This window comes from Pseudomonas graminis, from assembly GCF_004364335.1.
Classification (GTDB): Bacteria; Pseudomonadota; Gammaproteobacteria; order Pseudomonadales; family Pseudomonadaceae; genus Aquipseudomonas; species Aquipseudomonas graminis_D.
Genome location: NZ_SOCR01000011.1, coordinates 108,756 through 134,109, shown reverse-complemented (window position 1 = coordinate 134,109; position 25,354 = coordinate 108,756). Strand labels below are relative to the sequence as shown.

At 62.4% G+C, this 25,354-nt stretch carries 20 protein-coding genes; 14 read left to right on the top strand and 6 right to left on the bottom strand.

The window, feature by feature from the left end:
• Positions 1-3 precede the first annotated feature (3 nt).
• The 3 genes from EC919_RS20975 to EC919_RS20965 all read left to right on the top strand — a co-directional run bounded on the left by EC919_RS20975 (position 4) and on the right by EC919_RS20965 (position 4,821).
• On the top strand, positions 4-1,740 hold the full coding sequence (locus tag EC919_RS20975; RefSeq protein ID WP_133776256.1) for a PTS fructose-like transporter subunit IIB: 1,737 nt from the start codon (positions 4-6) through the stop codon (positions 1,738-1,740).
• Between the two features lie 314 nt (positions 1,741-2,054).
• A complete protein-coding gene (locus EC919_RS20970; protein WP_133776255.1) occupies positions 2,055-3,617 on the top strand; it encodes an alkaline phosphatase D family protein in 1,563 nt (520 codons plus the stop codon).
• 262 nt (positions 3,618-3,879) lie between these two features.
• The gene (locus EC919_RS20965) at positions 3,880-4,821 is read left to right on the top strand and encodes an AEC family transporter (RefSeq protein ID WP_133776254.1); all 942 of its coding nucleotides are present in this window, start codon (positions 3,880-3,882) and stop codon (positions 4,819-4,821) included.
• Positions 4,822-4,937: 116 nt separating this feature from the next.
• Here EC919_RS20965 and EC919_RS20960 read toward each other — a convergent pair whose 3' ends face one another.
• From EC919_RS20960 to gatC, 5 genes are all read right to left on the bottom strand, one after another.
• A complete protein-coding gene (locus EC919_RS20960) occupies positions 4,938-5,990 on the bottom strand; it encodes a calcium/sodium antiporter (protein WP_133776305.1) in 1,053 nt (350 codons plus the stop codon).
• A 45-nt stretch (positions 5,991-6,035) separates the two neighbouring features.
• Positions 6,036-6,410, bottom strand: coding sequence for a septal ring lytic transglycosylase RlpA family protein (locus tag EC919_RS20955; RefSeq protein WP_133776253.1), 375 nt, complete (start codon positions 6,408-6,410; stop codon positions 6,036-6,038).
• 89 nt (positions 6,411-6,499) lie between these two features.
• Complete coding sequence (gatB, locus tag EC919_RS20950) at positions 6,500-7,945, bottom strand: Asp-tRNA(Asn)/Glu-tRNA(Gln) amidotransferase subunit GatB (RefSeq protein WP_065990118.1); 1,446 nt, start codon at positions 7,943-7,945, stop codon at positions 6,500-6,502.
• A gap of 11 nt (positions 7,946-7,956) precedes the next feature.
• Positions 7,957-9,408 carry an Asp-tRNA(Asn)/Glu-tRNA(Gln) amidotransferase subunit GatA gene (gene gatA, locus EC919_RS20945; protein ID WP_133776252.1) on the bottom strand — a complete coding sequence of 484 codons (1,452 nt, stop codon included), beginning with the start codon at positions 9,406-9,408 and terminating at the stop codon, positions 7,957-7,959.
• Between the two features lie 15 nt (positions 9,409-9,423).
• Positions 9,424-9,711 carry an Asp-tRNA(Asn)/Glu-tRNA(Gln) amidotransferase subunit GatC gene (gene gatC / locus EC919_RS20940; protein ID WP_065990114.1) on the bottom strand — a complete coding sequence of 96 codons (288 nt, stop codon included), beginning with the start codon at positions 9,709-9,711 and terminating at the stop codon, positions 9,424-9,426.
• Between the two features lie 207 nt (positions 9,712-9,918).
• Between gatC and mreB the strand changes: the two genes are divergently transcribed.
• The 8 genes from mreB (at position 9,919) to tldD (ending at position 22,143) form a co-directional block, all read left to right on the top strand.
• Positions 9,919-10,956, top strand: a complete 1,038-nt coding sequence (gene mreB, locus EC919_RS20935) for a rod shape-determining protein MreB (protein WP_020292894.1) — start codon at positions 9,919-9,921, stop codon at positions 10,954-10,956.
• Between the two features lie 222 nt (positions 10,957-11,178).
• On the top strand, positions 11,179-12,321 hold the full coding sequence (gene mreC, locus EC919_RS20930) for a rod shape-determining protein MreC (protein WP_243842307.1): 1,143 nt from the start codon (positions 11,179-11,181) through the stop codon (positions 12,319-12,321).
• A complete protein-coding gene (gene mreD / locus EC919_RS20925) occupies positions 12,321-12,812 on the top strand; it encodes a rod shape-determining protein MreD (protein WP_065990112.1) in 492 nt (163 codons plus the stop codon). Before mreC ends, mreD begins: the two co-directional genes overlap by 1 nt.
• Positions 12,813-13,054: 242 nt before the next feature.
• Positions 13,055-13,666, top strand: a complete 612-nt coding sequence (locus EC919_RS20920; RefSeq protein WP_133776250.1) for a Maf family protein — start codon at positions 13,055-13,057, stop codon at positions 13,664-13,666.
• The gene (rng, locus tag EC919_RS20915) at positions 13,663-15,120 is read left to right on the top strand and encodes a ribonuclease G (RefSeq protein WP_133776249.1); all 1,458 of its coding nucleotides are present in this window, start codon (positions 13,663-13,665) and stop codon (positions 15,118-15,120) included. Before EC919_RS20920 ends, rng begins: the two co-directional genes overlap by 4 nt.
• Positions 15,121-15,310: 190 nt before the next feature.
• On the top strand, positions 15,311-19,126 hold the full coding sequence (locus EC919_RS20910; RefSeq protein WP_133776248.1) for a YhdP family protein: 3,816 nt from the start codon (positions 15,311-15,313) through the stop codon (positions 19,124-19,126).
• 720 nt (positions 19,127-19,846) lie between these two features.
• On the top strand, positions 19,847-20,698 hold the full coding sequence (locus tag EC919_RS20905) for a carbon-nitrogen hydrolase family protein (RefSeq protein ID WP_133776247.1): 852 nt from the start codon (positions 19,847-19,849) through the stop codon (positions 20,696-20,698).
• Between the two features lie 2 nt (positions 20,699-20,700).
• A complete protein-coding gene (gene tldD, locus EC919_RS20900) occupies positions 20,701-22,143 on the top strand; it encodes a metalloprotease TldD (protein WP_133776246.1) in 1,443 nt (480 codons plus the stop codon).
• A 49-nt stretch (positions 22,144-22,192) separates the two neighbouring features.
• Here the strand turns inward: tldD and yjgA are convergent, their stop codons facing one another.
• The gene (gene yjgA / locus EC919_RS20895; RefSeq protein ID WP_133776245.1) at positions 22,193-22,714 is read right to left on the bottom strand and encodes a ribosome biogenesis factor YjgA; all 522 of its coding nucleotides are present in this window, start codon (positions 22,712-22,714) and stop codon (positions 22,193-22,195) included.
• A gap of 93 nt (positions 22,715-22,807) precedes the next feature.
• On the opposite strand from yjgA, the gene pmbA reads away from it, so the two are divergent.
• The 3 genes from pmbA (at position 22,808) to EC919_RS20880 (ending at position 25,353) form a co-directional block, all read left to right on the top strand.
• Entirely contained in the window at positions 22,808-24,154 is a 1,347-nt protein-coding gene (pmbA, locus tag EC919_RS20890) for a metalloprotease PmbA (RefSeq protein ID WP_133776244.1), read from the top strand.
• A gap of 294 nt (positions 24,155-24,448) precedes the next feature.
• Complete coding sequence (locus tag EC919_RS20885; RefSeq protein WP_133776243.1) at positions 24,449-24,880, top strand: FagA protein; 432 nt, start codon at positions 24,449-24,451, stop codon at positions 24,878-24,880.
• Between the two features lie 11 nt (positions 24,881-24,891).
• A complete protein-coding gene (locus tag EC919_RS20880; protein ID WP_133776242.1) occupies positions 24,892-25,353 on the top strand; it encodes a hypothetical protein in 462 nt (153 codons plus the stop codon).
• The last annotated feature ends 1 nt before the right edge of the window (position 25,354 follow it).

The following is a 25,354-nucleotide window of genomic DNA, read 5'->3' as shown; positions in this document are numbered from 1 at the left end:
GTGATGAAGTTAGCCATCGTTACGGCCTGTCCGAACGGCAAGATCAGCAGCGTCCTCAGCGCCCGTCTGCTGGACGCGGCAGCCCAGCGCCAAGGTTGGAGCACCAGCGTCGAGATCCACGATCCGCGGCATCCGGAGAAGCAACTGTCCCCGGGCGACATTGAAGCGGCGGACTGGGTGTTGGTGGTCAACACCGGTGCGCTGGACCTGGCGCGCTTCTCCGGCAAGCGCCTGTATCAGGCCACGCCCGCGCAAGCGTTGCAGGACGCCGATGGCTTTCTGCGTTCAGCAGCGGCGCTGGCGACCGAGCACACCGCGACCTCTGCAACTCCGGCTGCGGCGGCTCCCGGTGCGCAGCCGCGTCTGGTGGCGGTGACAGCGTGTCCGACCGGCGTCGCCCACACCTTCATGGCCGCTGAGGCGATTCAGCAGGCGGCGAAAAAACTAGGCTATGACCTGCAGGTGGAAACCCAGGGCTCGGTCGGTGCGCGTAATCCGCTCAGCGCCCAGGCCATTGCCGACGCCGATGTGGTGCTGCTGGCGTGTGATATCGAAGTCGCCACCGAGCGTTTCGCTGGCAAGCGCATTTATCGCTGCGGCACCGGTGTAGCACTCAAGCAAGCTGAAGCGACGCTGAAAAAAGCGCTGGCGGAGGCGGAGGTCGAGTCCACGGCTTCGGCGTCCAAAGCGTCCTCCAAAAAGGAGAAGACCGGCGTCTACAAACACCTGCTCACCGGCGTGTCGTTCATGTTGCCGATGGTGGTGGCGGGCGGTTTGCTGATTGCGTTGTCGTTCGTGTTCGGCATTCACGCGGCAGAAGAACCGGGGACGCTGGCGGCAGCGCTGAAACAGATCGGCGCGGGCGCGGCGTTCCAGTTGATGGTGCCGTTGCTGGCCGGTTACATCGCCTATTCCATTGCCGACCGTCCGGGCCTGGCGCCGGGGATGATCGGCGGTCTGCTCGCCAGCACCTTGGGCGCCGGCTTCATCGGCGGGATCATCGCCGGGTTTCTTGCGGGCTACAGCGCCTGGGCGGTCAATCGCTACGCGAAGCTGCCGGCGAGTGTCGAAGCGCTGAAGCCGATTCTGATCATCCCGCTGCTGGCGAGCCTGTTCACCGGTTTGGTGATGATCTACGTGGTGGGCAAGCCGGTCGCTGGCATGCTCGAAGGGCTGACCCACTTCCTGGACACCATGGGCACGGCCAATGCGGTGCTGCTCGGCGTGTTGCTGGGCGCGATGATGTGCGTGGACCTGGGTGGACCGATCAACAAGGCGTCCTATGCGTTTTCCGTGGGCTTGCTGGCCTCTAGCAGTGGCGCGCCGATGGCCGCGACGATGGCTGCCGGCATGGTACCGCCGATCGGCATGGGCATTGCCGCCCTGATCGCCCGTCGCAAGTTTGCCCAGAGCGAGCGTGAGGCGGGCAAGGCGGCCTTCGTGTTGGGGCTGTGCTTCATCTCCGAAGGCGCGATCCCCTTTGCGGCGAAAGACCCGCTTCGGGTGATCCCGGCGAGCATTGTCGGTGGCGCCCTGACCGGTGCGCTGTCGATGTTCTTCGGCTGCAAACTGATGGCGCCCCACGGTGGTTTGTTCGTGTTGCTCATCCCGAACGCGATCAACCATGCGCTGCTGTACCTGCTGGCAATCGTGGCAGGCAGCGTCGTGACCGGCGTGCTGTACGCGCTGTTGAAACGGCCTGAAACCGCAGAGCTTGACGCAGTGCCGGCCGGCGCATAGTCGTCGCTGATTGTACTGGCGCCTTCGCGGGCAAGCGCGCTCCTACAGCGACCGCGTTTGGCGCACCATTATTCGCCGATCACATACATTGTGATCGACGGATAACAATCTGCCGAACGCGATCAATTGTAGGAGCGCGCTTGCCGCGAATGCGATATCCCAGGCGCTGAACATGCGTTGGATGTACCGGCGCCTTCGCGGGCAAGCGCGCTCCTGCAGTTTTGCGTTAAGCCTGCCATCTGGTTCCCTGTCATCTCCCGCAAACAATCCGCTGCTAGCGTCCTCCTTTTGGCATTCGCTTGAGGAGGATAAACATGTCCCGGTTCGACCTGACTCGCCGCCGTATCATCCAGGCCGCTGGCGCTGGATTGTTGTTGCCGGGGCTTGCGCCAGCGGTCATCGCCTCGGTCAAGGACCGCCCGAAGATGACCGACGGCGTGCAGTCCGGCGACGTGCTCGGCGATCGCGCGATGGTGTGGAGTCGCAGCGACCGGCCTGCGCGCATGGTGGTCGAATGGGACACCCGCAGCATGTTCAGCACCCCCCGCCGCACGGTTTCGCTGCTCGCCGACCAGCGCACTGACTTCACCGCGCGCGTCGAACTGACTGGCCTGCCCGCCGATCAAGCCATCTTCTACCGCGTGTTCTTCGAAGACGCGCAAACCGGCGTCGCCAGCGAACCCTGGTTCGGTCACCTGCGCAGTGTGCCGGGCAATCGCCGCAACATCCGCTTTGTCTGGAGCGGCGACACCGTCGGTCAGGGCTTCGGCATCAACCCCGAGATCGGTGGCATGCGCATCTACGAAGCCATGCGCCTGCGCTTGCCGGACTTTTTCATCCACAGCGGCGACACCATTTACGCCGACGGCCCGGTGCCCGCCGAAGTGGTCACCGAAGGCGGGCGCATCTGGCGCAACATCACCACCGAAGAGAAGAGCAAGGTCGCGGAAACCCTCGACGAATACCGCGGCGCCTATCGCTACAACCTGATGGACGAGAACCTGCGGCGCTTCAACGCCGAGGTCCCGCAGATCTGGCAGTGGGATGACCACGAAGTGACCAACAACTGGTCGCCGAGCAAACAGCTCGACGATCGCTACAAGGTCAAGGACATCCAGCTGTTGGCGGCGCGCGGGCGTCAGGCGTTTCTCGAATTCTCCCCGATGCGCTTGCAGAGCGCCGACAACGGCGGGCGGGTCTATCGCAAGATCGCTTACGGCCCGATGCTGGACGTGTTCGTGCTCGACATGCGCAGCTACCGAGATGGCAACGACGCCAATCTGGCCGACAAGCCCGGGTCGACCACCGCCTTCCTGGGCCGCGAGCAACTGGACTGGCTCAAGCGTGAACTTCAAGCTTCCGGCGCTCAGTGGAAGGTCATCGCCGCCGACATGCCCATTGGCCTCGGCGTGCCCGACGGCGAAATCAGCCCGGGCGTGATGCGCTGGGAGGCAATCGCCAACACTGACAATGGCGCGCCAAAAGGCCGGGAGCTGGAAGTTGCCGAGCTGCTGGGGTTCCTGCGTCAACAGAAGGTCCGCGACACTGTCTGGCTGACGGCCGATGTGCATTACTGCGCGGCTCACCACTACCACCCGGATCAGGCGGTGTTTCAGGATTTCGACCCGTTCTGGGAGTTTGTTGCCGGGCCGCTGAACGCGGGCAGTTTCGGGCCTAACACCCTGGACAAGACGTTTGGGCCTGAGCTGGTGTTCCAGAAGGCTCCGCCGGCGCAGAACACCTCGCCGTTCGCCGGGTTTCAGTTCTTTGGTGAGGTGAACATCGACGGCCAGAGCGGCGAGATGACCGTGACCCTGCGGGATCTGGATGGGGTTTCGGTGTTTGAGAAGAAGCTGCAGCCGGCCAACCAGGCCTGACGCAACACCCTGTAGGAGCGTGGCTTGTCCCGCGATCTGGCGCGAAGCGGCGGCAAAGCCTGTAAGCACGGTGATGTCTGAGGTACCGCCTTTACCGAATTCACGACTGCTTCGCAGCCGATCGCGGGACAAGCCGCGCTCCTACAGGCAATGCGGTCCCGCTTCTTGATCAGTTGTACGATAACCAGGCAATTGCCGGTAACACTTCCCGCGCCGCTGGCCTATCATTAGCCACCTAACGACGGCTCAGGGTTTGGCGTGCATGCTGGCAATCTTTCTGGAAACCCTGAACATCACCGCGCCGGTCTTCGCGATGCTGTTCCTCGGCGTGTTGCTCAAGCGCGTGGGCTGGATCAACGACAGCTTCATCCACACCGCCTCGTCGCTTGTGTTCAACTGCACCATGCCGGCGCTGCTGTTTCTGGGGATCATTCACGCTGACCTTCACGCGGCGTTTCAGCCGGGCGTCCTGATCTACTTCATTGTCGCCACGCTGGCGGGTTTCGCGTTGTCGTGGGGCTGGGCCATTTACCGCGTGCCGTTCGCCGAGCGCGGCACTTACACCCAAGGGGCGTTTCGCGGCAACAACGGCGTCATCGGTCTCGCCCTGGCCGCGAGCATGTATGGCGACTACGGCATTTCCCTCGGTGCGATCCTTGCCGCGCTGGTCATTCTTTTCTACAACACCCTGTCCACCGTCGTGCTCGCGGTCTATAGCCCGGTGATCAAGTCCGATCCGTGGAGCATCACCAAGAGCGTCATGGCCAATCCGCTGATCATCAGCATTGTCGTCGCGGCACCGTTCGCCTACTTCCAGATCCCGCTCCCCAAGTGGCTCGACACGTCCGGCAGCTACCTGGCGCAGATGACCCTGCCGCTGGCGCTGATGTGCATCGGCGGCACCCTTTCGTTGAAGTCGTTGCGAGAGAGCGGCACGTTGGCGATCAGCGCAAGCCTGATGAAGATGGTCTGGCTGCCGCTGATCTGCACACTGGGTGCCTGGCTGCTGGGCTTCCGTCATGCGGAGCTGGGGATTCTGTTTCTGTACTTCGGCGCCCCGACGGCATCGGCCAGTTTCGTCATGGTCCGCGCGGCCAATGGCAATCATGAACTGGCCGCGTCGATCATCGTCATGACCACCCTGGCAGCGGCTGTCACGACCAATGTCGGGATATTCATTCTGCAGTGGGGCGGGTGGATTTAACCCAGACCTGTAGGAGCGCGCTTGCCCGCGAATGGATTTCGTCAGTCGGCGCATCGTCTGCTGATCCACCGCAATCGCGGGCAAGCGCGCTCCTACAATTTGTCATTGCTCATTGCTCAATGCTGACGCCGCCAGGCCCGTACCGTACCCACCACAACGCACAGCGCAATCACCGGCAACGCGTAGTGAATCATCAAACGCTCCAGCCGCTCGGCCAGTGGCATGCCCGTGGTAAACGAAACGATGTGCAGCCCGTACACCGCGTAAAGCCCGAGCAGCAACATCCCTTCCAGCCGGGTGATTCGATACCCTGAATAGAACAGCGGCACGCACAGCGCCGCGACGCCCAGCATCACCGGCAAATCGAAATCCAGCGCATTGGGCGAAATCGACAGCGGCCCGGTGGAAATCAACGCCGTGATGCCGAGCACACCCAACAGGTTGAACAGGTTACTGCCGATGATGTTGCCCACCGCGATATCCCGCTCACCGCGCAATGCGGCGACCAGCGAGGTCATCAACGCGGGCAGCGAGGTTGCGACAGCGATCACCGTCAGGCCGATCACCCGCTCCGACAGGCCCAGATCCAGCGCCACCGAAACCGCCGCGCCGACCAGCAGATGACTGCCAAACGTCAGCAGCGCGAGACCACAGGCCATCAGTGCCAGTCGGCCCAGCAATGGCCAGATCCGCCGGCGCGGCTCAAGGTCCGTTCTGGCCACATGCCGCGCGCCGTGGGCGAACTGGCGCACCACGACGAACAGATACGCCGCCATGCCCAGCAACAGCACGACGCCATCCAGCGCGCTCAATTCGCCGTTCCACGCCAGCGCCGCGACAAGGGCCGTGGCAGCGATCATCAAAGGCAAATCGACGCGCACCAGTTGCCGGGCCACGCGCAGCGGGATGATCAGGGCGGACAGCCCCAGCGTGACCAGCACGTTGAAAATATTGCTGCCGATGACGCTGCCGACCGCAATGTCGGTGCTGTCAGTGAACGCCGCTTGCAGCCCGACCGCCAGTTGCGGGGCACTGCTGCCCAGGGCGACGACGGTCAGGCCGAGGAACAGCGGGCGGGTTCTGAGCAGGGCGGCAAGGGCCACGGCGGCGCGCACCGACAGCTGCGCGCCGATGATCATCAACAGCAGGCCGCAGGCCAGCTCGATCAGCGTGGGCAAGGGCAGATTCGTTAGGGCGAGAATTCAGGGCACCAGTCAGTCGTCGAGGGCTTGTACCCGCACTTGGGCGGTTCCGCTGCGCAGCATACCCAATTGCGCGGCGGCTGCACGTGACACATCGATCAGCCGCCCCCGGGTGTGCGGGCCGCGGTCGTTGATACGGACGATCACCTTGCGGTCGTTGTCCAGATTGGTGACTTGCACGCGCGTGCCGAACGGCAATTGCCGATGCGCGGCGGTCAGGGAATTGGCGTCGAAGCGTTCACCGCTGGCGGTGCGCTGACCGTGATGTTGCGAGCCGTAATAGGAGGCGCCGCCGGTGTCGTTGTAACCGTGCGGGTCGATGATGCCGTCACTGGCACAGCCGGCCAGCAGAGAGAGCAGGGCGCAAGCGCCGAGGATTCGCCGCATGGGGAGGGTCCCTACAGAAATGTGCTGATAACGAGTAAACGCAGTTCCCTGTAGGAGCGCCACCCCGGTCACTCCTACAGGTTGTGCACTCAGCCTTCCAGCTTGCGCTTCAGCAGTTCGTTGACCTGGCCCGGGTTGGCCTTGCCTTTCGAGGCCTTCATCGCTTGCCCGACGAAGAAGCCGAACATCTTGCCGCGTTTGGCTTCATCGGCCGCGCGGTACTGTTCAACCTGTTCGGCGTTGGCGGCGAGGACGTCGTCCAGCATCGACTCGATGGCGCCGCTGTCGGTGACTTGCTTCAGACCGCGCTGATCGATGATCTCGTCGGCGCTGCCTTCACCGTTAGCCATGCCCTCAAACACCATCTTCGCAATCTTGCCGGAAATGGTGTTGTCCTTGATGCGCAGCAGCATCCCGCCCAGTTGCTCGGCACTGACCGGCGACTCGTCGATCTCGACGCCTTGCTTGTTCAGCAACGAACCCAACTCGACCATCACCCAGTTGGCCGCGAGCTTGGCGTCACCGGAAATGCTGACGACCTTCTCGAAGAAATCCGCCTGTTCGCGGCTGGACGCCAGCACGCTCGCGTCATACAGCGACAGGCCGAACTGCGACTGGAAGCGCTCGCGTTTCTGCGGTGGCAGTTCCGGCAGGGTGGCGCGAGTCTGCTCCAGAAACGCGTCTTCGATGATCACCGGCAACAGGTCAGGATCGGGAAAGTAACGGTAGTCGTTGGCTTCCTCTTTGCTGCGCATGGCGCGGGTTTCGTTGGTGTTCGGGTCGTACAGGCGGGTCTGCTGAATGACCTTGCCGCCGTCTTCGATCAGGTCGATCTGACGCTGGATCTCGCTGTTGATCGCCTTCTCGATGAAGCGGAACGAGTTGACGTTCTTGATCTCGCAGCGCGTCCCGTACTCGACCTGGCCTTTCGGGCGAATCGACACGTTGCAGTCGCAGCGCAGCGAGCCTTCGGCCATGTTGCCGTCGCAGATGCCCAGGTAGCGAACCAGCGCGTGCATCGCCTTGACGTAGGCGACGGCTTCTTTGGCCGAACGCATGTCCGGCTCGGAAACGATCTCCAGCAACGGCGTACCGGCGCGGTTCAGGTCGATGCCGGTCATGCCGCTGTAGTCTTCGTGCAGGCTCTTGCCGGCGTCCTCTTCAAGGTGGGCGCGGGTCACGCCGATGCGCTTGATGGTGCCGTCTTCCAGGGTGATGTCCAGGTGACCTTTGCCAACGATCGGCAATTCCATCTGGCTGATCTGATAACCCTTCGGCAGGTCCGGGTAGAAGTAGTTCTTGCGGGCGAACACGTTGTGCTGACCGATCTCGGCGTCGATGGCCAGGCCAAACTTCACCGCCATCTGCACGGCTTCCTTGTTCAGCACCGGCAACGTGCCGGGCATGCCCAGGTCGACGAGGCTGGCCTGAGTGTTCGGCTCGGAGCCGAACGTAGTGGCGCTACCGGAGAAAATCTTCGATTGGGTGGTGAGCTGGGTGTGAATCTCCAGCCCGATGACGACTTCCCATTGCATGTGTTTTCTCCTTAGAAGCCAGCCGGCGAGCGAGTGTGCCAATCGGTTACTTGCTGATATTGATGGGCAACGTTCAGCAAGCGGCCTTCCTGGAAATACGGCGCCAGCAATTGCACGCCCACCGGCAGGCCGTCGGCAAAACCGGCAGGCATCGACAGGCCGGGCAGGCCCGCGAGGTTGGCGGTGATGGTGTAGAAATCTTCCAGGTACTCGGCGATCGGGTCGGCATTCTTGGCGCCGATTTTCCAGGCCGGGTTCGGCGTGGTCGGGCCGAGGATCACGTCGACGTCGGCAAACGCGTTCATGAAGTCGTTCTTGATCAGGCGGCGGATTTTCTGCGCCTGCAAGTAGTAAGCGTCGTAGTAACCGGCCGACAGCGCGTAGGCACCGACCAGGATCCGGCGCTGCACTTCAGGGCCGAAGCCTTCGCCACGGGAGCGCTTGTACAGATCGGTGAGGTCTTTCGGGTCTTCGCAGCGATAGCCGAAGCGCACGCCGTCGAAACGCGACAGGTTGGAAGAAGCCTCGGCCGGCGCGATCACGTAATAAGCCGGAATCGCGTGTTGCAGGTTCGGCAGGCTGATTTCCTTGACCACTGCGCCGAGCTTTTTCAGCGCTTCGACGCTGGCCATGACCAGATCGGCGATACGCGGGTCGAGACCTGCGCTGAAGTACTCCTTCGGCACGCCAATACGCAGGCCTTGCAGCGAGGCATTCAGGCCTGCGCTGTAATCCGGTACGGGCTCGTCGATGCTGGTGGAGTCGTTGACGTCGAAACCGGCCATGCCTTGCAGCAGCAATGCGCAGTCTTCAGCGGTACGCGCCATCGGGCCGGCCTGATCGAGGCTGGAAGCGTAAGCGATCATCCCCCAGCGCGACACGCGACCGTACGTCGGCTTAAGGCCGGTCAGGTTGGTCAGCGCGGCAGGCTGGCGAATGGAACCGCCAGTGTCAGTACCGGTGGCACCAGGCAGCAAACGCGCTGCGACCGCTGCCGCCGAACCGCCGGACGAACCGCCCGGGACGTGATCCAGATTCCACGGGTTTTTCACCGCGCCATAGTGGCTGGATTCATTGGCCGACCCCATGGCGAATTCGTCCATGTTGGTCTTGCCCAGCGTCACGGTGCCGGCGGCGGCGAGCCTGGCAACCACCGTGGCGTCGTAGGGCGCCTTGAAGTTGTCGAGCATTTTCGACGCGCAACTGGTGCGAATGCCCTTGGTGCAGAAGAGGTCCTTGTGCGCCAGGGGAGCACCCAGCAGCGCGCCGGTTTCGCCTGCCGCGCGACGGGCGTCAGCGGCCTGAGCCTGGGTGATCGCCAGGTCTTCGGTGACGGTAATGAAACTATTGAGCTGCGGATCCAGCTGGGCGATGCGCGCCAGCAGAGTGCGGGTCAATTCTTCGGAAGAAAACTGTTTATCGGCGAGTCCGCGAGCGATCTCTGCCAGAGTCATTTGATGCATTGCAGGCACATTCCCTTAGTCGAGGACTTTCGGAACCAGATAAAGGCCGTCTTGGACCGCTGGTGCGATGGCTTGATAGGTATCGCGATGATTGATCTCGGTAACGGCGTCTACACGCAGCCGTTGCGAGGCTTCAAGGGGATGCGCGAGGGGCTCGATGCCGGTGGTATCGACCGCCTGCATCTGGTCAATCAGCCCGAGAATGCTGTTAAGTGCTTCAGTAGTACGCGGGATATCGGCGTCATTGAGGCCCAGTCGGGCCAGATGAGCGATTTTTTCCACGTCGGAGCGATCAAGCGCCATGGGGTTCTCCAGTGGAATGCGGACGGGCCAGGCCGTACGTCAGATTGCGGAACACTACGCCCTTTAAACGGTCATAAGGCCGCGATCTTCCAGGGTAGTGCTCGGAAAAACCGCCAATTTAACATATTGGCTCCTTGCCCAAAATCCCTGTCGTTGTTAGAGTTTGCCGCACTTTTTTACCCACGCGTTGCCTAGGGTCCTTTCCCCATGTTCAAGAAACTGCGTGGCATGTTTTCCAGCGATCTTTCCATCGACCTGGGCACTGCCAACACCCTTATTTACGTGCGTGAGCGCGGTATTGTGCTGAATGAGCCATCAGTTGTGGCCATTCGGACCCACGGAAATCAGAAGAGCGTTGTTGCTGTCGGGATGGAAGCCAAGCGGATGCTGGGCCGTACCCCGGGCAACATCGCCGCCATTCGCCCGATGAAGGACGGCGTCATCGCCGACTTCAGCGTCTGCGAAAAAATGCTTCAGTACTTCATCAACAAGGTTCATGAGAACAGCTTCCTGCAGCCAAGCCCTCGTGTGCTGATCTGCGTTCCCTGCAAATCGACTCAGGTCGAGCGCCGTGCCATCCGCGAATCCGCGCTGGGCGCCGGTGCACGTGAAGTATTCCTGATCGAAGAGCCAATGGCTGCTGCCATCGGTGCCGGCCTGCCGGTCGAAGAGGCCCGCGGCTCGATGGTTGTCGACATCGGTGGCGGTACCACTGAAATCGCGCTGATCTCCCTGAACGGCGTCGTGTATGCCGAGTCCGTCCGTGTGGGTGGCGACCGTTTCGACGAAGCGATCATCACTTACGTGCGTCGCAACTACGGCAGCCTGATCGGCGAGTCCACCGCCGAGCGCATCAAGCAGGAAATCGGCACGGCTTACCCGGGCGGCGAAGTGCGTGAAGTCGACGTACGCGGTCGCAACCTGGCGGAAGGCGTGCCACGTGCCTTCACCCTGAACTCCAACGAAGTGCTGGAAGCGTTGCAGGAATCCCTGGCAACCATCGTTCAGGCCGTGAAGAGCGCGCTGGAGCAATCCCCGCCAGAGCTGGCCTCGGACATCGCCGAGCGTGGTCTGGTGCTGACCGGTGGTGGCGCGTTGCTGCGTGACCTCGACAAGCTGCTGGCCCAGGAAACCGGTCTGCCGGTGATCGTTGCCGAAGACCCGCTCACCTGCGTCGCGCGTGGCGGTGGTCGTGCGCTGGAAATGATGGACAAGCACACCATGGACCTGCTCTCCAGCGAATAAGTCGCCGGAACGCAGCATGTTGCGCTTAACGGGCAGCACCTCACAGTGCTGCCTGTTCGTGTCCGACCTGTTGACGTCGCGCAGCGATGTTGCAAGTCTGACGCCCTGCATTTCCATCAACCCGCATCAGGCCGGTTTCATGTCGCATGAATAAGCACAGCCCCACCCACGCATCTCTGGAAGGAGCGGCCCATTAAACCGCTTTTCTCCAAGGGCCCGTCCCTGGGCGTCCGTCTACTGGTGCTGGTCGTGCTGTCGGTGGCCATCATGGTCGTGGACGCGCGCTTCACCCTGCTCAAGCCTGTCCGCAGTCAGATGTCGCTGGTGCTGATGCAGTCTTACTGGATTGCCGACCTGCCCGAGCGTCTGTATCAGGGCGTCGCCAGCCAGTTTGGCAGCCGCACCGAGCTCGCCGCCGAAAACGAAAAACTCAAGACCGAAAACCTGCTGCTCCAGGGCCGCCTGCAAAAGCTGGCCGCCCTGACCGAGCAGAACGTGCGTCTGCGCGAGTTGCTTAATTCGTCGGCGCTGGTCAACGAGAAAGTCGAAGTCGCCGAGCTGATCGGCATGGACCCCAATCCGTTCACCCACCGGATCATCATCAACAAGGGTGAGCGCGACGGTGTGGTCCTCGGTCAGCCAGTGCTCGATGCACGCGGCCTGATGGGTCAGGTGGTCGAGTTGATGCCCTATACATCCCGCGTGCTGCTGCTGACCGACACCACACACAGCATTCCGGTGCAGGTGAACCGTAACGGACTGCGCGCGATTGCCAGCGGCACCGGCAACCCGGAACGCCTTGAGCTGCGCCATGTGGCGGACACCGCTGACATCAAGGAAGGCGACCTGCTGGTGAGTTCCGGCCTGGGCCAGCGTTTCCCGGCGGGTTACCCGGTGGCGACGGTCAAGGAAGTGATTCACGACTCCGGTCAGCCCTTCGCCATCGTGCGAGCAGTGCCGACCGCTGCTCTGAACCGCAGCCGTTACCTGCTGCTGGTGTTCTCCGACGGCCGTTCCCCTGAAGAGCGCGCTGCCGACGCCGCGCAGCAGCAGGAATCCCTTGATCGTCAGGCGGCTGATCCGTCGGCAGTGCCATCGGCCACTGTGCCGGGTGCCGCCCCTGCCGCGACGCCGAGCAAACCGGTGGTTCCGGCCACCGTGCCTAAAACGGCCGGGCACAGCTCTTCGTCGACGCCGGCCAACGCCAACACTGCGTCGGCGCCGGCGACCACCGCACCGGCGGCCACCACGCCTGCGAAGCCCGCGACCAGCAAGCCAGCCGCCAAACCTGCGGCGAAGCCTGCCGCAACCCGACCGGCGACACCTGCTGCTACCCCGGCCGCTCCACGCGAGAGGGAAGAATAATGGCCCGTCATGCTCCCGCACGAAACGGCTGGGTGGTCTGGCTGACCTTCGCCATCGGCCTGCTGCTCAGCGTTTCGCCGCTGCCGCAGTTCATGGAAATATTTCGCCCGCTCTGGCTCGCATTGCTGCTGGCCTTCTGGGCATTGGCGTTGCCGCACAAGATCGGCATGGTCACGGCGTGGATGCTGGGGCTGGCCGAGGATGTGCTCTACGGGACGTTGCTGGGGCAGAACGCCTTGATCCTCACGCTGATTACCTTTCTGGTGCTGTCGCTGCAGCAGCGCTTGCGCATGTTCCCGATGTGGCAGCAGTGCCTGGTGATCCTGGTGATCTTCGGCCTCGCGCAGCTGGTCCAGTTGTGGCTCAGTGCCCTTACCGGCAACCGTCAGCCGACCCTGGCGCTGGTGCTGCCAGCCCTGGTCAGCGCATTGCTCTGGCCATGGGTCAGCTACGGCCTGCGCGGATTGCGTCTGCGTTTGAAGATCAACTAAGTAATTGGGAACGGCATCTGCCGGTTTTTTGTAGGACCGGCTTCAGCCGGGAAGAGGCCAGTGTGAGCACCCTCAATTCTGCGGCGTGACACCCGACGCTTTCCCGGCTAAAGCCGGTCCCACAATTTGAACGGGATGTTTTAGTGGGACCGGCTTCAGCCGGGAAGAGGCCGGTGTGAGCATCCTCACTTCAGCGGTGTGCACCAAGGCTACGCTTGTGATCAACGACACGGAGACGTCCCATGCCCCAACTTCTTCTTGCCTCCGGCTCCCCGCGCCGTCGTGAGCTGCTGACCCAGATCGGCGTGCCGTTCACGACCCTCAGCGCCGACATCGACGAAACCCCTCTGGCCAATGAAACCCCTGCCGCCTACGTCTTGCGGCTGGCCCGTGGCAAGGCGGATGCCGGGCTGCTGCAGCTCGCCAACGATCCCGCCTACCCGACCGCCTGCGTTCTGGGCGCCGACACCGCCGTGGTCCTCGACGGCCGCATCCTCGGCAAACCGGCGGACGAAGCCGAGGCGCTGGCGATGCTTGCCGCACTGTCGAACCGGGAACACGACGTCCTGACCGCCATTGCCGTGGTTCACGAAGAGCGCTGCGAAACCCGGACCGTCACCAGCCGTGTCCGTTTCCGGGCGATCCCGGAAGACGAGGCCCGCCGTTACTGGGCCAGCGGCGAGCCCTGCGACAAGGCCGGCGGCTATGGCATTCAAGGGCTGGGCGCCGTGTTCGTGGAAAACCTCAGTGGCAGTTATTCCGCCGTGGTCGGTTTGCCCTTGTGCGAAACCGCAGAAATCCTCCAGCGTTTCGGCATACCCTGTTGGCAACGCCCGGAAGGTGACAAGTCATGAGTGAAGAGATTCTGATCAACATCACGCCGATGGAATCGCGCGTGGCGGTCGTTGAGAACGGGGTGTTGCAAGAGGTGCACGTCGAACGCACCCAGCGTCGCGGGATCGTGGGCAATATCTACAAGGGCAAGGTCGTGCGCGTGCTGCCTGGCATGCAGGCGGCGTTTATCGACATCGGGCTTGACCGCGCGGCGTTCATTCACGCATCGGAAATCTCCATGCGCGAAGGCCCGGCCGTTGAGACCATCAGCTCGCTGGTCCACGACGGCCAGAGTTTGGTGGTGCAGGTCACCAAGGACCCGATCGGCAGCAAAGGCGCGCGGTTGACGACTCAACTGTCGATCCCGTCGCGCTACCTTGTGTACATGCCGCGCACGGCCCACGTCGGCATTTCCCTGAAAATCGAAGACGAAGCCGAGCGCGAGCGCCTTAAACAAGTGGTCAGCGATTGCGTCGCCAAGGAAGGGATCAAGGAGAAGGGCGGGTTCATCCTGCGCACGGCTGCCGAAGGTGCGGGCGCCGACGAGATCATGATGGACATCCGCTACCTGCGCAGGCTGTGGGATCAAATTGGCGAGCAGATCAAGACCATCAGCCCGGCCAGCGTGATCTACGAAGACCTCGGTCTGGCGCTGCGCACGTTGCGAGATCTGGTCAGCCCGCGCACCGAGAAGATTCGTATCGATTCCCGCGAGACGTTCCAGAAGACCACCCAGTTTGTGGCTGAGTTGATGCCTGAAATCGCCGACCGCCTTGAGCACTATCCCGGCGAGCGGCCGATTTTCGACCTGTACGGCGTCGAGGATGAAATTCAGCGGGCGCTGGACCGCAAGGTGCCGCTCAAGTCCGGCGGCTATCTGGTGATCGATCCTGCCGAAGCCATGACCACCATCGACGTGAACACCGGTGCGTTCGTCGGTCATCGCAACCTCGAAGAGACCATCTTCAAGACCAATCTTGAAGCGGCGATCGCCATTGCCCGACAGCTGCGGCTGCGCAATATCGGCGGCATCATCATCATCGATTTCATCGACATGGAAGACGCCGAGCACCAGCGCCAGGTGCTGCGGACTCTCGAAAAACAGCTCGAGCGCGATCACGCCAAAACCAACATCATTGGCATCACCGAACTGGGTCTGGTGCAGATGACGCGCAAGCGCACCCGGGAAAGTCTGGAGCAAGTGCTGTGCGAGCCGTGCAGCAGTTGCCAGGGCCGTGGCAAGCTGAAGACCCCGGAAACCATCTGCTACGAGATATTCCGCGAGATCCTGCGCGAAGCCCGCGCTTATCAGGCAGTGGGCTACCGGGTGCTGGCCAATCAGAAAGTGGTCGACCGGCTGCTCGACGAAGAATCCGGCAATGTGGCCGAGCTGGAAGTGTTCATTGGCAGGACCATTCGCTTTCAGGTCGAGACCATGTACTCCCAGGAACAATATGACGTCGTGCTGCTCTGAGAGTGCGTGATGCGCCTCGCTGCCGAGTGGCGGTGCAGTGGAATACAGTAAACAGTGCCCTTGAGGCAGACGGAACGGATGCCGTCCAACGAGAACAACGCGTGGCGATTGAGCACAACCTGGACGTACCCGCACCTGCACGATTGGGCCGGATGCCATCTGCAGGCGGTTTTTGCGGAGGCGTAGCGACATGGAGCGTCTGACCCGGTTTCTGGCTGTGCTGACCCGTTGGGCGCTGAGTCTGTGCGCCTTTTTCGTGGTGCTGGTCGCGCTGTACGTGAGCGTCGGCCGTCAATTGGTGCCGATGGTGGCCGAATACCGCGCCGACGTTGAAGCCGAGGCGCAGACCGCGCTGGGCATGCCGGTGAGCATTGGCCGGCTGGAAGGCAGCTGGAGCGGTTTCGCCCCGGTGTTCGTCGCCCGTGACGTGATGATCGGTGAGGGCGGCAATGCCGTTCGGCTCGATCACGTACGGGCCATGCCGGACCTGCTCGCCAGCCTGCGTACCCGCGAAGTGCGCCTCGAACGGCTTGAGCTGGACGGCCTGCAGATCGGCCTGAAAGAAGACCAGACCGGCCACTGGGCACTACAAGGCTTACCTGTACAGCCCGATCAGGTCGCCGATCCCGAGAAAATTCTCAATCAGATGCAAATGGTCTCGCACCTGTCGCTGTTCGACAGCCAGATCACCTTGCAGCCCTATGAACATGCGCCCCTGACGCTGACCTACGTGAGCTTGACGCTCAAAACCGGCAGCCTGCATCAGCGCCTCGACGCTCGCCTGAACCTGCCCGACGGCCAGCCGCTGTCGCTGAACGTCCGCTCCACTGTTCGCGCCCACGAGTGGCGCGACGGCGAGGCCCAAGCGTACTTGAGCTTGCCGCAAAGCGAGTGGTCGCAATGGTTGCCGAAGAGCCTGACCCGCGACTGGAAAATTCAGAAGCTCAAGGCCGGCGGCGAGTTGTGGCTCAACTGGGGCAAGGGCAATCTGCAAAGCGCCGTTGCCCGCTTGAATGCGCCGCAATTCAAGGGCGCCTACGCTGACCGCAAGCCTGCGCGCATCGATAATCTGGCCCTCAACGCCTGGTTTGTGCGCGACGAAAAAGGCTTCAGCACCACGCTCGACTCATTGGCGATGGACCTGAACAGCAAGCGCTGGGAAAGTCGCGTGCATCTGCAGCAGACCGCCGCGACGGCCGACGCCGAAGAGCTGTGGCACGTCCAGGCTGACCGGCTTGACCTGACGCCGATCACGCCGCTGCTGGACTCTCTCGCGCCGTTGCCCGACAAAGTGATGGTGGCGGTCGACCGGCTGAAAGTCACCGGCGGGCTGCGCAACGTGCTGGTGGATTACCGACCGCAAGCCGAGCCCCCGAAACGAGTGAGCTTCGCCGCCAATCTGGACAAGGTCGGTTTCGACGCCTACCACGGCGCGCCGGCAGCAGGGAACGTCAGCGGTGCCATCAGCGGGGATCTGGGCCAGGGCGAGCTGCGCCTCGACACCGACGATTTCATGCTGCACCTGGACCCGATCTTCCGTAATGAATGGAAGTACCGTCATGCCAACGCAAAGCTGACCTGGTCGCTGGACGATCAGGGCTTCACGCTGGTTGCGCCGTACATCAAGGTCCAGGGGGAGGAGGGCAATATCGCCAGCGATTTCCTGATCCGCCTGCACTTCGACCACAGCCAGGAAGACTACATGGACCTGCGCGTCGGGCTGGTCGACGGCGACGGTCGCTACACTTCCAAGTACCTGCCCGCCGTGCTCAGCCCTTCCCTCGATCAGTGGCTGCGTACCGCCATTCTGGGTGGCAACGTCGATCAGGGGTTCTTCCAGTATCAGGGCTCGATCAACAAAGACGCGCCTGATGTGGCGCGGGTCATCAGCCTGTTCTTCAAGGTGCGCAACGCGAGCCTGGCGTTCCAGTCAGGGTGGCCGCAGTTGAACAACGTGGACGGTGATGTGTTCGTGGAAAACAGCGGCGTGCGCATTCGGGCCAACAAGGGTCAGCTGCTGAACACCCAGGTCAGCAATGTCGCCGTGGACATTCCCCATGTCCCGGCCGGCCAGTCCAGCCATCTGTTGGTGGACGGGGATCTGAAAGGCAGCCTTCAGGACGGCATGAAGATTCTCCAGGAAGCGCCGATTGGCACCGGCCAGACCTTCGCCGGCTGGCAGGCGGAAGGGCCGCTGCAGGGCCATATCAATCTGGATATTCCGCTGGTGAAGGGGCAGGAGCCCAAAGTCGTCGTCGATTTCAGTACCGAGAACTCGCGGCTCAAGCTCGCCGACCCGGTGCTGGAACTGACGCAACTGCGCGGCGATTTCCGCTTCGATTACACCAAAGGGCTGAGCGGCAAGAACATCAAGGCCGTCGCGTTCGACAAGCCGGTGAATGCCGAGATTTTTGCCGAAGGCAAACCGGGTGCGCCGGTGACGCGTATTACCGCCAGCAGCCAGATTGCCAGCAAGCGTCTGACCGACTGGCTGGGCGTGACGCAGCCGTTGCCGATTTCGGGGGATCTGCCCTATCAGTTGCAGCTGACGTTGAGCGGCAACGCCAGTCAGCTGCAGATCAACTCGAATTTGAAAGGGCTGGCGGTCGATCTGCCAGCACCGTTCGGCAAAACCGCTGATGACACGCGTGACACCGACTTGCGCATGAACCTGCAAGGCCCGGAACGGCGCATCGACGTCGGCTACGGCAATATCGCCAACCTCGCGTTCGCATCGCCGCCGGGCAAATTCGGTGACGGGCGTGGCGAGCTGTTCCTCGGTGAAGGCGGGGCGATTGTGCCGGACAGCAAGGGGTTGCGTGTGCGCGGCTCGTTGTCGGAACTGGACATCGCGCCCTGGCAAGCCATGGCTGAGCGTTATGCCGGCAATGACCCTGGGGGCAGCGCCAAGCAGTTGCTCAATAGCGTCGATCTGCAGATCGGCAAGCTGACCGCGATGGGCACGACCCTGGAGCAGGCGGGGGTTCAGCTCAACCGCAGTGATACCGCGTGGGCACTGTCGCTGGACAGCTCGAAGTTGAAAGGCACGGCGACGTTGCCGGACAGCAAAACCGCGCCGATAGACATCAGCCTGCTTTACGTGCGCTTGCCCGCGCCGGATCCGAATGCAGCGGTGGTGGAAAACGCTCCGGATCCGTTGGCGGATGTCGATCCCCGCAAGATCCCCGCGCTGAACATCAAAATCACGCAGCTGTTTCAAGGCGATCAATTAATGGGCGCGTGGTCGCTTAAGGTCCGCCCGACGCCGAACGGCATCCAGATGACCGATATGAATCTGGGCCTCAAAGGCATTGCGCTGCTGGGCAATGGCGGCTGGGAAGGCACGCCGGGGACGACCAGCAGTTGGTTCAAGGGCCAGGTCAGCGGCAAGAATCTCGCGGATGTGCTCAAGGCCTGGGGTTTTGCGCCCACGGTGACCAGTCAGGAATTCGAGCTGAACGCTGACGGACGCTGGCCGGGTTCGCCTGCGTGGGTGGGCTTGAAGCGTTATTCCGGCAGTCTCGATGCGACGCTGAAGAACGGTCAGTTCGTTGAGGTCGAGGGTGGCGCGCAGGCGCTGCGGGTGTTCGGTCTGCTCAACTTCAATTCAATTGGCCGGCGTCTGCGTCTGGACTTCTCCGACCTGCTGGGCAAGGGGCTGAGCTACGACAAGGTCAAAGGCTTGCTGGTCGCGAGCGATGGTGTGTACGTCACACGTAATCCAATCACCATGACCGGCCCGTCCACCAACCTGGAACTGGACGGCACGCTGGACATGGTCCGCGACCGCGTCGACGCCAAGCTGCTGGTAACGCTGCCCGTGACCAATAACCTGCCAATCGCGGCGTTGATCGTCGGCGCACCGGCGATCGGCGGCGCGTTGTTTCTGGTCGACAAGTTGTTGGGCGATCGCGTGTCGCGCTTCGCCAGCGTCCAGTACAAGGTCGAAGGGCCATGGAAAGAACCCAAGATCACCTTCGACAAGCCATTCGAGAAACCGCAGTGATCTTCGAGAAACCGCAATGATCACTGCCTTGGCACGACGCAGACCTTTGCAGTGTGACGCCCGACGCCTTCCCGGCTAAAGCCAGTCCTACACGGTTCGCGCGGTATGTAGGACCGGCTTCAGCCGGGAAGAGGCCAGTGTGTGCCAAGAGAATCCATCGTCTGCCGCTGATCGGTGTAGGAGCGCGCTTGCCCGCGAAGAGGCCGGTACATCCGACGGATATTGGGGGTCCGTACCTACGCTTTCGCGGGCAAGCGCGCTCTTACATTCAGATCTGCGGCACGTCAATTGCTCTGCGGCGTGACACCCGACGCCTTCCCGGCTAAAGCCGGTCCCACTAGGTGAGCGCGGTGTCAGTGGGACCGGCTTCAGCCGGGAAGAGGCCGGTGGGTGCCACGAGCGTTCACTGTCTGCCGCTGATCGGTGTAGGAGCGCGCTTGCCCGCGAAGAGGCCGGTACATCCGACGCATATTGGTCGTCCGTACCTACGCTTTCGCGGGCAAGCGCGCTCCTGCATTCAGGTGTGAGGCACGTCAATAAATCTGCGGGGTGACGCCTGACGCCTTCCCGGCTAAAGCCAGTCCCACAGGGTGCGCGCGGTGTTAGTGGAACCGGCTTCAGCCGGGAAGAATGGTGCAGTCACGATGAAATCGCGCGGCTGGGCGAGCCGGATCATCGGCGCTTGGAGTAGAGTGCAGTTCTATCGATCAGGGATCACTTATGTCCTTCGCAGTCATTCAGATGGTTAGCCAGAGCGATGTGCTCGGCAATCTGGCCCAGGCGCGCAGATTGCTGGAACAAGCCGCTGCGTCGGGTGCCAAACTGGCCGTGCTCCCGGAAAACTTCGCCGCGATGGGCCGGCGGGATGTGGCTGCCATCGGCCGCGCCGAGGCCCTTGGTGAAGGACCGATCCTACCATGGTTGAAACTTGCCGCTCGCGACCTCACCTTATGGATAGTTGCCGGGACTTTGCCGCTGCCGCCCGAAGGTCAGCCGGATGGCAAAGTCACGGCGTGTTCATTGCTGATTGACGCTCAGGGCCAGCAAGTCGCCCGTTATGACAAGCTGCATCTGTTTGACGTGGATGTCGCCGATGCACGAGGGCGTTACCGGGAATCCGACGACTACGCCCACGGTAATAATATCGTGGTGGCCGACACGCCGGTCGGACGGCTGGGGCTTTCGGTGTGTTACGACTTGCGGTTTCCCGAGCTATACACCGCGCTGCGGGAAGCGGGGGCTGAATTGATCACCGCGCCGTCGGCCTTTACCGCCGTGACCGGCAAGGCGCACTGGGAGATTCTGCTGCGCGCCCGGGCCATTGAAACCCAGTGCTACCTGCTGGCGGCGGCGCAAGGCGGGGTTCATCCGGGGCCGAGAGAAACATTTGGGCACGCGGCGATCATAGATCCATGGGGCCGCGTGCTGGCCGAGCAGGCACAGGGTGAAGCCGTGCTGCTGGCCGAACGAGACAGCGTAGAACAAGCGTCCATACGGGCGCGCATGCCGGTAGCGAATCACCGGCGATTTTTTTCGCAGGCCGCGGTGCGACCTGCCAATACCCCGGAGTGAATATGAGCCACTTGTCCTCTGTCAGCGAACACCTTCTGGCACCAGGCGGCCTGAGCATCGACAGCCTGCAATCGGTGCTCGGCGAGCTGGCCGGCCCAGGCATCGACGCCGCCGACCTGTATTTTCAGGGGCAGATTTCCGAGTCCTGGGCGCTGGAAGACGGCATCGTCAAGGAAGGCAGCTTCAACCTGGACCAGGGCGTCGGTGTACGCGCGCAGTCAGGCGAGAAAACCGGCTTCGCCTACAGCAACGCCATCACCCCTGAAGCCCTGACCCAGGCAGCCCGGGCTGCGCGCTCGATTTCCCGCGCGGGCCAGAACGGCCGGGTTCAGGCATTCACCACCCAGGACGTCGCGCAGTTGTACGCGCCGGACAATCCGCTGGAAGTCATGACCCGCGCCGAGAAAGTCGACCTGCTCAAGCGCGTCGACGCTGCCACCCGTGCGCTGGACCCGCGGATTCAGCAAGTCACCGTGAGCATGGCGGGCGTCTGGGAACGCATCCTTGTGGCGTCCACTGACGGTGGTCTTGCGGCCGACGTTCGTCCGTTGGTGCGTTTCAACGTCAGCGTGATCGTCGAGCAGAACGGCCGTCGCGAGCGCGGCGGACATGGCGGCGGCGGTCGCACCGACTACCGTTATTTCCTCAGCGACGACCGCGCCATGGGTTATGCCCGTGAAGCGCTGCGTCAGGCGCTGGTCAATCTTGAAGCCATCCCGGCCCCGGCGGGCACTTTGCCGGTGGTGTTGGGCTCCGGATGGTCCGGCGTATTGCTGCACGAAGCGGTCGGCCACGGCCTTGAAGGCGACTTCAACCGCAAGGGCAGCTCGGCCTACAGCGGTCGCATGGGCGAGATGGTCGCGTCCAAGCTCTGCACCATCGTCGATGACGGCACCCTGGCCGATCGCCGCGGTTCCCTGACCGTCGATGACGAGGGCACCCCGACCGAATGCACCACGCTGATCGAAAACGGCGTGCTCAAGGGCTACATGCAAGACAAGCTCAATGCACGGCTGATGGGCGTCGCGCGCACGGGTAATGGTCGTCGCGAGTCCTACGCGCACCTGCCGATGCCGCGCATGACCAACACGTACATGCTCGGCGGCCAGAGCGATCCGGCGGAAATCATCGCCTCGGTCAAGCGCGGTATTTACTGCGCCAACCTCGGCGGGGGACAGGTGGACATCACCAGCGGCAAGTTCGTGTTCTCCACCAGCGAGGCCTATCTGATCGAAGACGGCAAAATCACCGCACCGGTCAAAGGCGCGACACTGATTGGCAACGGGCCGGAATGCATGAGCCGCGTGTCGATGGTCGGCAACGATCTGTCCCTGGACAGCGGCGTCGGCACCTGCGGCAAGGACGGTCAATCGGTTCCGGTAGGCGTCGGTCAGCCCACGCTGAAGATCGACGCGATCACCGTTGGCGGCACAGGCGGGGCTTGATAGTCGAGGGGCTTGCGCCGGTTGAGTGATTCAAACGGCGCAGCAGTTTTTAGCGCAGTCCGCGTTTGCTTTCGTCTAGCTCGCGGATGTATTTGAAGATTTTGCGGGTCGCGGTAGGGGCCTTGTTCTGCGCAGCTTCATGCTGAGCCTGACGGATCAGCGAGCGCAGTTGCTGACGGTCGGCGTCCGGGTATTCACTGACGAATTGCTCAAGCACGTCGTCGGTACCGGTCACCAGGCGATCACGCCAGCGTTCCAGATTGTGGAAGCGCTCGTTGTACTGGCGCGTAGAGGCGTCAAGCTGATCGAGCAGCACCAGGATTTCATCCAGATCCTGATCGCGCATCAGCTTGCCGATGAATTGGATGTGGCGTTTGCGCGCAATGTGCGCGGTGTGCTTGGAAGCATCGGCCAATGCCCGACGCAGAGGGTCGGTCAGAGGCAGCTTGGCCAGCACATCGGGCTTGAATGTCGTCAAGCGTTCGCCCAGCTCCACCAGAGCGTGAAGCTCTCGTTTGACCTGGGTTTTGCTTTTCTCTCCGTCGAAGGAGTCGTCGTAAGAATCAACCATGGGGGCCGTCCGCAAATAAACGCCGCCATGATAACCAGTCAGGACCCGATTGTCCGGCCCGGCTGCTGAAATCAGAATTTGATGGAGAACGTCATGAGTGCATCAGAAACCGTCGGCCCGCAGGCCTTGCCGGCATTGCAGCAGCAGGTCGAGCAGATCGTCGCTGAAGCCAAACGTCAGGGCGCGACCGCGTGCGAGGTCGCCGTGTCGCTGGAACAGGGCCTGTCCACCACGGTTCGCCAGCGCGAAGTCGAGACAGTCGAATTCAACCGCGACCAAGGGTTTGGCATCACCTTGTACGTAGGGCACCGCAAGGGTTCGGCCAGCACTTCCGCGAGCGGCCCCGATGCCATTCGCGAAACCGTTGCCGCCGCGCTGGCCATCGCCAAACACACCTCGGAAGACGAAGCCTCGGGTCTTGCTGACGCCGCGTTGATGGCCAAAGACCAACCGGATTTCGATCTTTATCACCCGTGGGACATCACCCCCGAGCAGGCCATCGAACGCGCGCTGATCTGCGAAGCTGCTGCCTTCGACGCCGACAGCCGGATCAAAAACGCCGACGGCACCACGCTGAACGTGCATCAGGGCTGCCGCGTGTATGGCAACAGTCACGGTTTCATCGGCGGGTATGCTTCGACTCGCCACAGCCTGAGCTGCGTGATGATCGCCGAAGGCGAAGGGCAGATGCAGCGCGACTACTGGTACGACGTCAATCGCCGTGGCGAGCTACTGATGGACGCCAAACTCATCGGCCAGAAAGCCGCCGAGCGCGCGGCAAGCCGATTGGGCGCACGGCCAGTGCCGACCTGCGAAGTGCCGGTGCTGTTCTCGGCGGAGCTGGCGGGCGGTCTGTTCGGCAGTTTTCTGGGCGCGATCTCCGGCGGCAACCTGTACCGCAAATCCTCGTTCCTCGAAGGCGCGATCGGCCAGCGCCTGTTCCCCGAGTGGATGACCATCGACGAGCGCCCGCATCTGGTCGGCGCCATGGGCAGCTCCGCCTTCGACGGCGATGGCCTGGCGACTTACGCCAAGCCGTTCGTCGAAAATGGCGATCTGGTGTCCTACATCCTCAGCACGTATTCGGGGCGCAAACTGGGTCTGCCGAGCACCGCGAACGCGGGGGGCGTGCATAACCTGTTCGTCAGCCACGGTACGGAAGACCAGGCAGCGCTGATCCGCCGAATGGGACGCGGGCTGCTGGTCACCGAGCTGATGGGCAGCGGGCTGAACATGGTCACTGGCGATTATTCCCGTGGTGCGGCGGGTTTCTGGGTCGAGAACGGCGAGATCCAGTTCGCGGTTCAGGAGGTGACCATCGCTGGCAACATGCGCGACATGTTCAAGCAGATCGTCGCCGTGGGCAGTGATCTGGAGCTGCGCAGCAACATCCGCACGGGTTCTGTGCTGATCGAGAAAATGATGGTGGCGGGAAGCTGAGTTCGCTCTGCTTTAGCGCTTCATCTCAAAGGCCTGCCCCAATTTCGGCGCGGGCCTTTTTTGTGGGTGTTTTTCGATTTAGGTCACACCCGAACCCTGTAGGAGCGCGCTTGCCCGCGAATTACGGTGTGTCAGTCACAGGAAATGGAGCTGATCCACCGCCATTCGCGGGCAAACGCGCTCCTACAGTTGGATGTTCTTGAGATCAGAGCATGATCTCAATCCGTCGCTGGGGTTGTTTTGATTCTTAAACTCATTTAATAATGAATCTCATTCGTTAAGTGGGCCTCGGTCATGGGCACTGTTCTGCACGAGTCGCCGTACCTGGAAAACTGGCGCGCATTGAGTCTGCGGATTCGTTGCGCGCTGGATCCGGACGAGCCGCGGCTCATCGAACACTACCTTGCGGAAGGTCGCTATCTGGCGCGCTTTACCGCCACGCCCAAATCCCTCATCTGTGAAAGCGCCTTCCGCCTGCTGATCGACACCGCCAGCGATACCGCGCTGCCCTGGCATTGGCGTTGTCTGTGCCTGGACCAGGCATGGCGTCCGCTGCGGGACATGCAGGCGCTCGCCGAATCCGCTGCACAACACCAACGGGTTCAGGCCTTCACCCAGCGCCTGGCGACCTGTGCGCTGCTGCCATCGATTCCTCTCACAGAACTCTCGCCATCGAATCCGCAAAACGCCCTGCCGACGGCTTCTGATCGCCGGCGCCACTCGTGAGGACCTGCGCCATGGAGCAATGGAAACGTACCATCCTGAGCGGTAACAGTTGCTTCAACCGAGGCGACCTGATCGATGCGCGCGAGCTGTACCTGCAGGCCCTTGCGCTGGCGCAGGTGCTGTTCGACCGCTGGAGCGTCGCCGATGAAGCCGTGGCGGCGTTCGTGATTTCGCACCACAACCTGGCGGATCTGCACCTGAGCCTGGGTCAGCCGGAGGAGAGCGCCGAATACCTCTGCGCCGTCCATCAGCGCCTGTTGAATGTGATTCAGGACCCGCAAATGACGCCCGCCCTGCGACAGGCAGCGCTGCGGCACAGTAATAAAACCTACAGCGAACTCTTGGGTTTCGTCGGCCAATACGGCGAATACCCACGTACCCGTCGCCTGCTCAACAGCAACGGCGAACATTCCCGCTCGGCGCTTCAGCACCACGTTGCTCGCGCCGGCACCCTCTCTTTCGGAGTCCACTGAC

Bases quoted from the DNA above. Each gene is read 5' to 3' on its own strand.
- EC919_RS20975 (WP_133776256.1), top strand. From the start codon at position 4: ATGAAGTTAGCCATCGTTACGGCCTGTCCGAACGGCAAGATCAGCAGC.
- EC919_RS20970 (WP_133776255.1), top strand. From the start codon at position 2,055: ATGTCCCGGTTCGACCTGACTCGCCGCCGTATCATCCAGGCCGCTGGC.
- EC919_RS20965 (WP_133776254.1), top strand. From the start codon at position 3,880: ATGCTGGCAATCTTTCTGGAAACCCTGAACATCACCGCGCCGGTCTTC.
- EC919_RS20955 (WP_133776253.1), bottom strand. From the start codon at position 6,410: ATGCGGCGAATCCTCGGCGCTTGCGCCCTGCTCTCTCTGCTGGCCGGC.
- gatB (WP_065990118.1), bottom strand. From the start codon at position 7,945: ATGCAATGGGAAGTCGTCATCGGGCTGGAGATTCACACCCAGCTCACC.
- gatA (WP_133776252.1), bottom strand. From the start codon at position 9,408: ATGCATCAAATGACTCTGGCAGAGATCGCTCGCGGACTCGCCGATAAA.
- gatC (WP_065990114.1), bottom strand. From the start codon at position 9,711: ATGGCGCTTGATCGCTCCGACGTGGAAAAAATCGCTCATCTGGCCCGA.
- mreB (WP_020292894.1), top strand. From the start codon at position 9,919: ATGTTCAAGAAACTGCGTGGCATGTTTTCCAGCGATCTTTCCATCGAC.
- mreD (WP_065990112.1), top strand. From the start codon at position 12,321: ATGGCCCGTCATGCTCCCGCACGAAACGGCTGGGTGGTCTGGCTGACC.
- EC919_RS20920 (WP_133776250.1), top strand. From the start codon at position 13,055: ATGCCCCAACTTCTTCTTGCCTCCGGCTCCCCGCGCCGTCGTGAGCTG.
- rng (WP_133776249.1), top strand. From the start codon at position 13,663: ATGAGTGAAGAGATTCTGATCAACATCACGCCGATGGAATCGCGCGTG.
- EC919_RS20910 (WP_133776248.1), top strand. From the start codon at position 15,311: ATGGAGCGTCTGACCCGGTTTCTGGCTGTGCTGACCCGTTGGGCGCTG.
- EC919_RS20905 (WP_133776247.1), top strand. From the start codon at position 19,847: ATGTCCTTCGCAGTCATTCAGATGGTTAGCCAGAGCGATGTGCTCGGC.
- tldD (WP_133776246.1), top strand. From the start codon at position 20,701: ATGAGCCACTTGTCCTCTGTCAGCGAACACCTTCTGGCACCAGGCGGC.
- yjgA (WP_133776245.1), bottom strand. From the start codon at position 22,714: ATGGTTGATTCTTACGACGACTCCTTCGACGGAGAGAAAAGCAAAACC.
- pmbA (WP_133776244.1), top strand. From the start codon at position 22,808: ATGAGTGCATCAGAAACCGTCGGCCCGCAGGCCTTGCCGGCATTGCAG.
- EC919_RS20885 (WP_133776243.1), top strand. From the start codon at position 24,449: ATGGGCACTGTTCTGCACGAGTCGCCGTACCTGGAAAACTGGCGCGCA.
- EC919_RS20880 (WP_133776242.1), top strand. From the start codon at position 24,892: ATGGAGCAATGGAAACGTACCATCCTGAGCGGTAACAGTTGCTTCAAC.